The sequence below is a fragment of the Bacillus sp. FSL K6-6540 genome (genome assembly GCF_038007545.1).
Genome location: NZ_JBBOXH010000001.1, coordinates 3456791 through 3470015, shown reverse-complemented (window position 1 = coordinate 3470015; position 13225 = coordinate 3456791). Strand labels below are relative to the sequence as shown.

At 50.7% G+C, this 13225-nt stretch carries 7 protein-coding genes; all 7 read right to left on the bottom strand.

The window, feature by feature from the left end; translation table 11 throughout:
* Window positions 1-271: 271 nt before the first annotated feature.
* The 7 genes from MHH82_RS15360 to MHH82_RS15330 all read right to left on the bottom strand — a co-directional run bounded on the left by MHH82_RS15360 (window position 272) and on the right by MHH82_RS15330 (window position 13189).
* The gene (locus tag MHH82_RS15360) at window positions 272-1945 is read right to left on the bottom strand and encodes a ribonuclease J (protein WP_340966586.1); all 1674 of its coding nucleotides are present in this window, start codon (window positions 1943-1945) and stop codon (window positions 272-274) included.
* 296 nt (window positions 1946-2241) lie between these two features.
* On the bottom strand, window positions 2242-3843 hold the full coding sequence (locus MHH82_RS15355) for an S-layer protein (protein WP_340966583.1): 1602 nt from the start codon (window positions 3841-3843) through the stop codon (window positions 2242-2244).
* A gap of 273 nt (window positions 3844-4116) precedes the next feature.
* Entirely contained in the window at window positions 4117-7425 is a 3309-nt protein-coding gene (locus tag MHH82_RS15350) for a glycosyl hydrolase (protein ID WP_340966581.1), read from the bottom strand.
* A gap of 5 nt (window positions 7426-7430) precedes the next feature.
* Window positions 7431-9461 (bottom strand): glutaminase family protein, encoded by a 2031-nt coding sequence (locus tag MHH82_RS15345; RefSeq protein WP_340966579.1) that lies wholly within the window; start codon window positions 9459-9461, stop codon window positions 7431-7433.
* A 161-nt stretch (window positions 9462-9622) separates the two neighbouring features.
* Window positions 9623-11281, bottom strand: coding sequence for an extracellular solute-binding protein (locus tag MHH82_RS15340; protein ID WP_015735220.1), 1659 nt, complete (start codon window positions 11279-11281; stop codon window positions 9623-9625).
* A 72-nt stretch (window positions 11282-11353) separates the two neighbouring features.
* Entirely contained in the window at window positions 11354-12250 is an 897-nt protein-coding gene (locus MHH82_RS15335; RefSeq protein WP_015735219.1) for a carbohydrate ABC transporter permease, read from the bottom strand.
* Window positions 12251-12262: 12 nt separating this feature from the next.
* Window positions 12263-13189: an ABC transporter permease gene (locus MHH82_RS15330; RefSeq protein WP_015735218.1), complete on the bottom strand. Its 927-nt coding sequence runs from the start codon at window positions 13187-13189 to the stop codon at window positions 12263-12265.
* Window positions 13190-13225: the final 36 nt, after the last annotated feature.

Sequence of the window (13225 nt, the reverse complement as noted above, 5' to 3'; positions counted from 1 at the left end):
ATCCTCCTCCTTTCGTTAGTAACCGGATCCATTCCGGCAATCGGACAAGACGTTCATGTCCATTCTGTACATGGTTATGTGGATGAATCCGGATTATGTGTTATTCTTTTTTTCACAGACGTGAATGAAAGAATAACACCTTAAAGCGATTCTTTATCGGCAGTGTATGCAGCAGCCCGCTTCCGGGTGTATGCCTAGGTTGAACCCCATATCGATACGCATAAAAAAAAGCACAGCCTATTGGAGGCTGTGCTTTATATATTCAAAGGGCTTAAACTTCGATAATGATGGGCAGAATCATCGGCCTTCTCTTGGTCTCACTGTATATGAATTTGCCGACATGATCCTTCAAGGTTTGCTTGATCAGATTCCATTGGGTGGATCCGGTTTCAGTCAAATCCTTCATTGAAGACGAGACGATATCGTGGATCTGACCCATGAATTCCTCCGAATCTTTTACGAAGATAAACCCCCTGGATATAAGCTCGGGCTTGGCCACCATCTGCTTTTCCGTTTTGCTGAGCGTGGTGACGATAATGAGCATCCCGTCGGAGGACAGCTGCCTCCGGTCCCGCAAGACGATATTGCCTACGTTGCCGATTATCAATCCGTCCACCAGGCTGTTGCCTGAAGGGATTTTGGGACCTAACGATGCCATGCCCTGCTGGATTTGTACCGTATCGCCATTCTGAACGATAAACACGTTCTCATTTGGGATTCCCACGGACTCGGCCAGCTGACGATGCTGATAGAGCATTCGGAATTCACCGTGAACGGGGAGCAAATAGTCCGGTTTCATTAAGGTGAGCATCAACTTCAATTCTTCTTGGCTGCCATGTCCGGATACATGCATCCCAGAAGTCGCACCCGATCCATAGATGACTTGGGCTCCCAGCACATATAAATTATCGATGACATGAGCCAGATTCCGCTCATTACCCGGTATCGCCCCTGCAGCAATAATGACGGTATCGCCCGGCAGAATCTCGATATGGGGATGCTTGGAGTTGGCTAGCCGTGATAAGGCTGCCATAGGCTCTCCTTGGCTTCCCGTGCATAACACGGCGATTTGGTCCGGCGGATAACGCTCGCTGTCTCCAGCATCGATCAGCAAATCATCGGGCATGTTGAGATACCCGTGCTCCTTGGCCACCGCAACGACATTAACCATGCTCCGGCCGAGCAGAATCAATTTCCGTTCCGTCTCTACCGCGGCATCGATGATCTGCTGAACACGGTTGACGTTCGAAGCAAATGTGGAGATGAATACCTGCTGTTTGGCCTGGGCGAAAGCCTCCAGGATATGACCGCCAACCAGGCGTTCCGAAGGGGTAAACCCGGGTCTTTCGGCGTTTGTGCTTTCCGATAGCAGCACCTTCACGCCCTGCTTGCCGATTTCTGCCATTCGGTGCAGATCGGGATAAGGTCCCTTCACGGGAGACATGTCGAATTTAAAATCTCCCGTGTGGACGACATTGCCTTCCGGAGTTTGAAAAACGATGCCCACGCAATCCGGGATGCTGTGACTGGTCGAAAAAAAAGAGGCATGGATGGCACCCGCTTGAATGGTGGAATTCGCGTCGATCGTGTGAAGCTCGGAATTACGCAGAATTCGATGCTCTTTCAGCTTGATTTTAATCAGCTCAATCGTAAGCTTCGTCCCATACACAGGGATCGGCAGCTGCCTCAGTAAATAGGGAATTCCACCAATATGGTCTTCATGTCCATGAGTGACGACAAGGGCTCTGACTTTATCCGCGTTGTCCAGCAAATAGGTGAAGTCGGGGACAATCAAGTCGATGCCGGGCAGGTTTTCGTCAGGAAATTTCGAGCCGCAATCAATCACCACAATATCTTGATCGTACTGTATGAAGTACATGTTTTTGCCAATTTCATTCACCCCGCCAAGCGCGGCGACCAGCAATTTTTGTTCAGCTATATTCATGGCTAGGTTGCCTCCTTGTCTCTACTCGCCTAGGTCCATATCTTTCAATGCATGATGTTCCTTCTATATTATTGAAGTTCTCGCAAAACTTATGCACCGCGGGAAACAATGGATGCGCCAGTCGTAATGCAGAGTAACGACAGAAAACCCGCCAATCTCAAACGGTATGCCATTTGTCTTTAGTCCTTTCTGTTGCAGCCAGATAGGAATTCAGACCTCAGGCTTCTTTAAAAGTTGAAAAATGAAAAAGACTGCCGGATAATCGGCAGTCTTCTGAATATAGCGCAAGTCGCGTCTTACGAATGTTTCCCCTGTTGTTTAGGAGCTTTAACCGGCTTATCGTTAACGCTGACAAAGATCGGATTAGAATAAAACCACAGGTCGCTGTAATTCCGTTTATTAATTTCCGCAAAGCGCTGCTCGTTGTCTTCGATGTCCGTTTTCGGATCCATGAGCGGATCGCCATGTCGGGTTTCTCCGTCAACATTCACGCCAAGGTTCGTCCCTCTTAACCGGAAATATTGGTCCTTCGTTGCTTTCGTCCGATAAGTGATCACGTTGTATCCATCCCGATCGGTTGTCCAATCCTTGCTCGTAAACCGTTTCACCACTTTGGTCGAATCGTTGGTGCTCTTGCTGTATGCCGCCGTACCTGGTTGTGCTTTACCGGTGACATCACCCGAGATCAAATCGACATGATCCACGGCTACGGAGTCGCCGTTGTTATTTTGTTTCGGACTTTTGAATCGGATCGTAATTTCGATAGGATTCCCTTGTTTCACTTGAAGTTTACTCCCCATCTCGGCCTGCTTATTCCCATGGCGAACGCGAAAATCCAACGCGTTGATTAAATCGCCGTGCACGGAGAACGATTGGCCTGAACGCATGCCGTTCAGCACGCTTTGCATATCCTTTCCGTTCACCCATGTGTAATTCTTGGCGTATTGTCCCGGCCAATAACCGCTGGAGTATAAACGATTGTCACTAATCTCAAAATGAGAATCCGAGTTCGCAAAGTTCCAGAATTCGCGTCCTTCGCCGAGCAGCGCATCCCATACGCCGCCAACTTTGGCAATCATGTAATCAGCGCCGCCATAGGTTCTGTTTTCCGGCGTAGTTAAATTTAGCCCGCCACGATCCGGTTCCATCTGATTCCCGGGCATTCCTTCCAACCCGAATACAACATTCGGCGCGATGTTGTTGAAATCCCGTATGTCAGCGATCGTATAGACGGTTTTTCTGGAAGGATGGTTGAGCAATGCATAACTGCTGTTGGCGTAGTTTTTTTGGAGCCAGGCCAGTGCCGTTCGAGCATCTTCGGACGTCGTATAGGCCCGGTTGTCTGTTTTTTTCCAATCGGCGACTTCTTTGGGATCAAACATCGCTTCATCTCGATCCGTGAATAGATACTCGAACTGACGGGCTGCCCTAAGGCTCGCCTCTGAACCGAATGAGCCTGCTATAATGCCGACTCCCACATGTTCGTATGTAGGCATGTCCCATTCAAAACCCGAATAGATAATGTTATTCTTGTATTTCCCTGCTGCCTGGAGCTGCTGGATCTTAGGGATCTGATACAGCGCCATTCCTTGGGAGAACGGAACAGGTCCGCCGGCAAGAGGATTTCCCTCATCATCCCGTTTCGAAAATCTAAGATGGTCCGAAACGGCGATCCAATCCAAACCGTACTTTTCGAACCCGTTGTCCAACAATTCCTGTAAGGATTGACTGGCATCATCGGACTGATACGTATGCGCGTGATACTCCCCAGTCATCCATTTGCCGTTGCTTTCCGGCTTAAACTTAGACCCATCCGACTTCGCATGAACAATCATGCCTTGCGAAAGGATGGACAAGCTGAGCGCCAAAACCATGATGGTTTTCTTCTTTAGCTGCATTTCATGGCACCTCCGAGTTGATATCAATCGTAAAAACTACTTAAGTGTAAGCCTTCTTGATTAAGAGAATGTTATGAGAAATCGATACATTTGTAAGAATAGTCCTCGTTATTCTTATGTCCAATCGAATAAATAAGCTCGCGACTTTGTAACTTGAAATAAGCAAGGTCATCATCCATTTAGGTTACATATATTATATTATGTAAACAATTAATTAACAGAATGACTACAACTTGCATTCGTTGTAGTCATTTCGATGAGCTTCTTCTAAGATTACATTTCTTTGGATAAAGTTCGACGTACCAACTTTACCTGTCCATTCACCCCCGAAGGCAAAGCGTTCTTGCCATACAAGTTCTCCAGTGTATTGGCTGCACGGATGGCAAGTTGATGGATCCCCTGTTCCACATACGGCGTTATGTTCCAATGATACGGCGGCCACAGCCGGATGCCAGCATTAGTATCATTCACATATAGGCAAGCCGTCTCCCTAATATCTTCGGCTTCCAACCACAACTCCTCGTTCGGAGCTAAGCTGACCTCCGTCAGGTCTAGCTGCTGAGAGTAATCACCCGCTCCCGCATAATAAGGATAGCCGGCAGAAACCCAAGAACCAAACATATGTTCCGAACACGTATTTAACCTTACCCCATCTTCAATTTCAAACGGCCCAATCAAATAGGCTGGGAATGAAATCGCCGGCATTGGCTCCAGCAAGGAAACCGTCAAAATCTCGAGCTCGTTCTCGCCGGCCACCAAATAGTCCGTGATATCCAGCGAGGCATAGTTTGATTCCTGCCAATCGGATGGCTTCAGCGCATTCTGCCTAACGCCATTCACGAAGATTTCAACATTGCGCCTGCGCTGCAGGAAGCCGATATGGGCCGGTATTATCTGCTTCACATCGTCCAGAATCAACTCAAGCCTCGGCAATGGATGAACATCTGGTGGATGCGAATGATCTCGGCCATTCGGTGAATGCAATTGTTCGATTAATGCCTGCGTAATGGTAAACGTTGTACGGTACGTGTTCACTTGCCCAGGCATCGTGGCGTTCATCCTGGAGTTTCGGTCATTCAGCGTGACCTGCCACTGGTCCAGTAATAAAACGTTGGGTTCAAGAGACTGAAAACGCCACTTATCTTCGAGAACGATAATATCCTCGGTTTTTTGCACCTTGCCGAACGTTTGTTCTATTTCGTTAATTGAGCACTCCTCAGGTCCAACCGATAGAACTCGCAGTTCTCCAGGTGCATAGGTAAGAACGGAATCGCCTACTAACCGGCGAATGTTCCCGCTTTCCAAGTCCCACTCTTCCATAAGGTTCCCGGTTTCTCCTGCATCAAGCTTCATGGAAACGTCATGCTCCGTCCAGTTCATAAACCATACAAATACACGGTTACCGAACACACGTTCTACATAGATCAAATCCTCATATTGTCCTTCAAACAGCTTCCATCGTAAGGCAGCAGATTTCTTTAATAACCCGCTTACCGTTTCACACAAGGGCTCGAACAGATCTGGAGCCTGCTCCTTTATACGGCCTCCGGACATCTCTGGATCGGCAAGTATCCGCTTTTCTCCGGAATCGAGATGATCCTCGATCAATGTATCTTCGTGGTCCTTGTCCTCCAACGAATAAAATAAAGCATACCCTTTGCCAACGGGGCGTAAAGCCCCATGCTGAGGATTCGGGCTAAAAAGCTCATGCATTTGCTTTGCCAGCTCCGGGTCCTGGCGCACGGTCTCGCTATGCCGCGGAATTGCCCCTACGGCAACCAGCGTTCCGCCTTGCTTTACATAGGCAACCAGAAGAACGGCGATGTCTCTCGACATGACTTCCACCTCGGGCATAACCAAAACCGAATATACGTTCCCGTCACCACTGAATCGTACCCCTTCTCCATCAACAAGGGCAGCATTACGAAGCTGACATTCATCAACATAGTCATAATCAATGGAATGGCGCAGCATGCGATCCGACAAAAGCGAGAACAAGGTATCGGATGAAGGAAACCGGTTAGATTGTCCCGATGCGAACATATTTTCGTACACCGATTGAATAGGCGATAATAGAAGAACCTCCGGGGTTCGTTTTCCGCTTGCGCCGAGCAGACTCAATCGACCGAGATAGTCGGCAAAAGCACGATAATGCGGCCAATGCGGCGCATGTTTGAATTCCGTGGGAGGAAAATCGGTTTTCCGATACCCTGCAAACGAATAATAGAACGCATGCGGGATAAACAGATTAACGCCGAGGAAAGCCATGAAATTGGCATCGAGCCGCCTTTGACGCATGGAATAGCCGTGACCGCTGGCACCAAAGGCCTCGCAGATCACGCGTTCTTTATTATCCAGCCCGGCTACGGAAGCCGCCGTCTTCACGGACACGATCCGGTGCGGATTCTCCTTCGTGCCGATGCCGGGCGTCAAATAATCCACGCCTGCATAGTGGAACTGCTGCAGGACGCGCGTCTGGTTGCCTTGCGACCTGGCTTGCCCCCAGACCGGCTCCTCCAGCGTATGACCGATGTACAGCAGTTCATGCCCTTCGCACCATGAGGAAACCGCTTGATGATACCCCTCCACATACCAGCGCGTAATCGTATCATAATATTGCTGTTTCGTTGCACGGCTGCCGTCTGCCATGTTATATAGCAAAGCTCCTAATCGCGGGATGAGATCATACCCGTTCTCTTGCCGGTACCGCTCACCCATTCCTTCAGACCAAGCAAAGACCATACCAGGCAGGGTAGCGCCTACATCGTGAACAGCCGTCCGGATCGCTTCCACCCCGAAGAAACCGTCGTGGATCATGAGCCCCGGCTCGTCGGTAAAAACGCCTTGTATCGTCGTTCCGAAATATTTCTGCAAGGACAGAAACGGTTCATAGGACATCCGGATGAACGCCTGGACCGCCTCCGGATTCAACGTATCCAAGTAGTACCCATTGGCAAACGTGATGCCTTCCGCAATTTCGCAGGACCAGCAGGCCAGCACGACATAAGAGTCTTCCGCATTCGGAGGCGTCCAATCCCGTCCCCATTCATGCGTGAGGTCCTCGGATTCTTCATGGAGCAGCCATTCCCCGTCAGACTCGACGGCACGATAGGCCAGAATGGCAATCAGCTCATTATTCTCATAGCGTGCAAAATCCAGCTTCAAGCTCTCTTGCCCGGAACCGCCGTAACATCTCTTTTCCTCCACTCTTAAGTAACGCATGCGAAATTCAGGATGCTGTCGCGTCAGCTTTCCGCCCACCGTCCCGCTTGGCCAATTATCCTCATCGTACAGCCAGACGACCATATTGCGTTTTTGGCATTCCACGGTGCAGAATTCCAAAGCTTCCATAAAAGCCTGCGAGAGGTATGAGGCTTGCATTCCATGACGCGCATGCAGAACAACCCCTCCGACGCCCGCTTCAAACATCGATTGAATCTGGCTTTCCAGCTCCGCTTCCTTGAGCTCGTGATTCAGAAACCAGAAAGGCTGCGGGCGGTACGTTGCGTCCGGATTCTGGAATTGCTGCTTCAACCGCATGAGATCCATTTCGATTTCTTCCTTAACATGAAGGCTGTTCACCTACATCACCTGTCTTTGTTCGAATTTGAACTGGATTCTGACATGAGTAATCGAATGAAGAATCCCCCGACGACGGAGCGATTCTGGAAGTTCATTTGCTTGCCGCTGATGGTGTCATACCAATCGGTCACCGGGACTCGAGCGGAGGTTTCATTCATGAAATCCCATAGGGGCGCGATCATGGACTCAAACCCGGCCTGCGTGGTACTCATGGCTGCACACCATACCAGCCAATCGGATTTCGTATACGTATCGCGGCTGTCCAGGGGAAGGCCGTAACGGTTCTGTAGATGCTGGTAATACTCCAGTTCCCGCTCCGCCACTGCTGTTGGAAACAGGTTGAACTCCAGCAGCCGATCCCACACCAGATTGTATTTCATGCTCCAGGAATCGCCGGCGCTGTCGAACGTAAGCTTGTAATGGTCACCGGCATCGGCCATGGACATCCATTCATTCGCCATGTTCCGTGCAGCTTCGTGATAAGCTTCCCCTTCCGGGAGGCCGAGCCGATCGCACATGTAGGAGTATGCGGCAATGCCCAAGATCGCCTTGATGGACAGATTAGCATTATGCGCCAAATGTCCGGCGAAGTCATCCGTGCACAGCTGATTGTCCGGATCGAGTCCATTCTTCAGCAAATACCCAGCCCATGCGGTAAGGGGCTCCCAGTGCTCCCTGGCAAACTCCGCATTTCCTTCATACTTGCATACCGCAGCCGCCATCAGGAGCATATTACCGCATTCCTCAATCGGCATCTGGTATTCCAGCTTGTTCTCGCCATACACTTGACCGTTGGCTTTCGGGTACGTGCCCACGTCATGGGGCGCAAAATCGAACGTCCATTCATCGCTCATCGCATACTTAAAAATCGGACGCATCATGCCCTTGATCAGTTCAGGGTTATATCTCAGGAACAATGGAATCGACGGGTAGCTGACATCGACCGTGGCAATGCACCCGTTGCTGAAATTCTCTTTGGAGAAAAACAACACTCGGCCCGCTTCGTCGGCAACCAGTTTATGCGCGGCAATCGCCTGCCGATAGGTCAGCGCCAAAATATCCCGGTACCGATTGCCCCCTGCGGCTTGGCTCTCGGTCATGAGCTCGCGGTTAAATATCTCGCATCGCTCCATGATCGTTTCATACTGATCGGCTGCCGCTAACAGCATGTCATGAAAGGTCCATCCATTTACCTTCCAATAAGCATCCAGCGGCTTGAGGAAATATTCGATCGCATGAATATCGTCATACGCAAGCATCAGATATTCGGATACCCATTCATCCCGAACAGCACCCAAATCGATTTCGGCAGCCATGACGGGAACGTGATCGGAGACGGGGCGCGGCTTCTTCGAATCATCTTGGACAGGTAATTGACCAGTCCTCACATACGACTCCCGAGTTGTGACCGAATGAATTACCGTCTGTATCCGCGATGAACGCGGCACCGCCAGCACCATATACCCCCAGTCGATTCGGGTGTCATCACCGGCAAGCTGCAGGATCGGCTGTTCGACAGTACCCATCGACATCGCATTCAATCGTCCGTCGATCACGCGGTGCTCCCAGGTCACCTTCTGATCCGGCGTATTGACGCACCATTCGCCCGTTACATCGAAGTAAATCTTAACGTCATGCGGTTGCTCATCCAACGAACGAACGTGAAAGGTTAGATAGGTGACGGGCCGGGATAACAGATCGAGATCGTCCAGCAAGAGCGGGGTGGTAAACTGAACTTGAAGTTCAATGCCTTCCCCTTGAAACGTATACCGGGTCGTTACGGGCTCAACCGTCAGATCGGTTTGCTCAAGCGCTTCAGGCTCAAGTCGTTCTGACGGCTCCTCCGTGTGGGTGATAACTTTTCCCATGAATCGTCGTGGCGCGCCATCAATGACGGCTACTCCCGTCATGCCCTGAATCTTGTTCGTCCAATGCCGGGTATGGTCGTCATATAGACGGTCCGCTGCGGACCATACGCTGAAATAAGGATCTACAGTTACCAGCGGCACGGATGGGGGTCTGAAATTCGTTGTCATCTATCGTCAACTCCTTCATGTCTTCTTTATTCTTCAGGCTGCCTGGATCTCCTTGCGATTTGGAAATATTGATTCAATAAACAGCGAAGGCTTCGCCCCCTTGGATGACAAGGTCATGCGAAGCCTTCCTAATTAACGGGCTCCCCTGATCATGGATATGATTAGTTCGGCATTTGAACGGTCACAACGTCTTTACCCTTCAGATTTTCGTTCGTGAACTGCATCGCCTTATCGTATCCGGTCTTTCGGAGCTGATCCCGCAGTTCGTTGATAATGTTCATGGCGGCTTCATCCGATTTGGCAAAAACCGCTTCCTTCCAGGCATCGCCCATCCGATCCATCGAAGGCTTCAGCATTTCCCATTCCGGCGCTTTGGTGATGACATCGCCGGGGTTGTACGCCGTAATGACCTGAATACCGTTCGGACGGAGGATTTTGCGAGCATTCTCCATCGCGTCCAGCCTTTCTTGTTCCGCCCAGATGTCTCCTCCCGCAGCGGAATTGATGCGGTCAAGTCCTGTCAGCGATTCCAGACCGATGCTGATGCCTTCGTTCTTGCGCAGCTTCATGTTGGTGTCCGTGCTGAATTTGTCAAACCATTCCTGATTCGCGACAGGCTTGCCGTCCTTCATGTCCCAGTGAACGCCCTGCACCCCGTACCTAGCCAGCATAAAGCCTTCATCGGAAGCCATGAAGTCGAGGAACTTGAGCGCAGCATCCACGCAAGCGCCTTTACAGTTCTTGGTGATCGCCGTCACATTGTTGCCTTGAATTCCGAGATCGACAGGCCTGTCCGGTTCGACGTCAGCGCGCTCCAGCGGGCCGAGCGGAATGTAGTCGCTGCCCGGATGCGAAGAGACATATTCCTTGGAAGCATCCAGTATAGCCGGGTAGTGGGCGGCCAGGATGGCGATGCGGCCTTGATTGATTTTTTCCTTGGCGATCGGGTCCGTCTGGGTAAAGGCTTCAGGATCCATCAGCCCTTCTTCAACCAGCTTTCGGTAGAACAGCGTGTATTCTTCGTAGCCCTTCGTGAAGAAGTTATGCTCAAGCGTGCCGTCGCCTTTGTCGACGTAACTCGCCCCGGAATAAAACATGGTGTTGCCGATGCCTACGGCCCAGCCGTTACTGAAACCGCCCAGCGGAAAGACCGGCTGGCCGTTCTCCTGCAGATTGGCATCCTTGATTTTTTTGAGGAAGTTATAGAAGTCGTCCTTCGTCACGACGGATTGCGGGTCTACGCCAACCTTCTCGGCGATGTCTTTGCGCACATAGAAGCCATAGAGCCAGTCCATCCCATCTTCGTTGGTCGCCGGCTGATTTTGCAGCAGCAGATACTTTTTGCCGTCGTAAGCGTTAATCGCTTTTTCATACAATGCCGGCGGGACATTTTCTTCCGCAATGGATTTGGATAAGTTCGGATAATCCTTCAATTTCTCGGAGATATCGACCAATTGTCCTTCTTTGGCCGCCTTGATGATTCCGTCCAGCTCCCCGCCCCAGGCAGGTCCGGTATAGATATCGGGCAGATCCTGGGTCGCGAAGATCTGATTGACCTTCTCCGTCTCGCTGCCCTTGGTATATTCCCACTCCAGGGTAACGCCCGTCTTCTCCTTGATGACTTCTTCGACCGGCGTCATCGCATCGGAACCGTTTGAGCCATTCCAATTGTGTAATATTTTGAGTTTGTATGAATTCTCTCCTTCTGCGCCTTCTCCGTTATCTCCGTTCCCTGATGAATTCGTGCAGCTGATCAGCAAACCTCCAACCATGATGGACACGAGCAATGCGGATACGCCTTTCGACCAAATCCTCTTCAAACCAATCGCCTCCTGGAATATGGATATCAATGATCTTGGTAAAGCTTTGGACAAATTCCGGGTCAGGATGACCTAACCTTTAACCGAACCGATCATAACCCCCTTTACGAAATATCGCTGCAGGAACGGATAAATGCACAGGATCGGGAAGACCGTGATGACAAGCAAGGCCATGCGAAGCGATTCGGGCGTCGCGCCTGCCCCGCTGGTTCCGCCCACCGTCTGACCACCCTGCTGCGCCGCGCGCTGCATCGAATTGGATAATGCTTCTGCTTCGGTCAGCATTTCTTGCAATAAGGTCTGCACCGGGATCAAATCTTTGTTGGATACGTAGTATGCGCCCGAGAACCAATCATTCCAATGGGCCACCCCGATGAAGAGGGAGATGGTTGCCAGCACCGGTCCCGAGAGCGGCAGTATGATCCGCACGAAGATTTGAAAATCGCCGTAACCGTCAATGCGGGCGGATTCCTCCAGCTCCTCGGGTATGCCTTGCAGGAAGGTGCGGATGATGACGATATGCATGAAATTGAACAGCATCGGCAGCACGTACACCCAAAAGGTATTGATCAGATGCAGCTTCTGCAGCGTAATGAAGAACGGGATGAACCCGGCGCTGAAAATCGTCGGCAAAAAGATGTAGAAAGTGAAAAAGGAACGGCCGGGCAGCGTTTTCTTGGAAAGCGCATAGGCCATGAGCGTACACAGCACCACATGCAGGAAGGTTCCGAGCACGGTGCGCATAAGCGTAATTTGGTATGCCTTCCATATGCGGGCGTTATCGAACACCTGAGCATAATTCTCCAGCGTGAATTTACGTGGAAGGAAATAGATGGCCCCCATCATCGAATCTTTGCCGTCATTCAAGGAATAAGCCAAAATGTATATGAACGGGTAGATCATGGAGAAGCCGATCAATGCGAGAAACGTGTAGTTAAACACCGAGAAGAAAGACCATTTGCGTTTCATTACGTCACCTCCTTAGAACAGGGATACATCGCTGACTTTGCGGGCAATCCGATTGACCGTCAGTACCAGGATGAGCCCGATGATGCTTTGGAATAGCCCGACGGCCGCGGCGTAGCTGAGGCGTCCTTCCCGGATACCGGAATTGATGGCGTGCACGTCCAGAACGCTGCCCATGCTGGCAGTCGCCGGTCCGTTCAGGAGAAGGAGCTGTTCATACCCAGCGCTCATCAGATTGCCCACCGCGAGAATAAACAAGATGATGGCCACATTCCGGATACCTGGAAGCGTCACGTGCCACATTTGCTTGAAGCGCCCCGCGCCATCCATCTTGGCAGCTTCATATAGCTGCTGGTCGATACCCGCAATGGCGGCCATAAAGATAATGGAATTCCAGCCGATGTTCTTCCAGATATCGGAACCTACAATCATCTGATAAAACCAGGTTGGATTGTTCAGGAACTGGATCGACTCGGCCCCGAATGACCCCAAGAGGTCATTGACCGGACCGCCGTATGGGGTTAGCAGCCGCTGCATCAAGGTGACGACCACGATCCAGGACACGAAATAAGGCAAGTAAGACAGGGTCTGAATCGTCTTCTTGAATTTCATCTTCCGGACTTCATTCAGCAGGAGCGCAAGAATGATCGGCATCGGAAATCCGATCAGCAGCTTCATGAGGCTGATGATGACCGTGTTGCGGATGATGTCCCCGGACTGATAATAATTGAAGAATTGTTCAAAGTACTTGAATCCGGCCCAAGGGCTGCCTGTAAATCCGCCTATGAAGGTGTAGTCCCTGAAGGCAACTTGAATTCCGTATAAGGGCACATAGGAAAATAGAAAAAACCAGACGATGCCGGGCAGCATGAACAAGTAAAAGAGCTTGTGCTGCCAAATTCGTTTGAATACTCGGTTGCTTGTCCAACGTGACTTGTTCACATTCCCACCTCTCCTTTCTAACATGGGGCGGCGATG

Coding starts and splice junctions, on each gene's coding strand:
- MHH82_RS15360 (WP_340966586.1), bottom strand. CDS start 1,945: ATGAATATAGCTGAACAAAAATTGCTGGTCGCCGCGCTTGGCGGGGTG.
- MHH82_RS15355 (WP_340966583.1), bottom strand. CDS start 3,843: ATGCAGCTAAAGAAGAAAACCATCATGGTTTTGGCGCTCAGCTTGTCC.
- MHH82_RS15345 (WP_340966579.1), bottom strand. CDS start 9,461: ATGACAACGAATTTCAGACCCCCATCCGTGCCGCTGGTAACTGTAGAT.
- MHH82_RS15335 (WP_015735219.1), bottom strand. CDS start 12,250: ATGAAACGCAAATGGTCTTTCTTCTCGGTGTTTAACTACACGTTTCTC.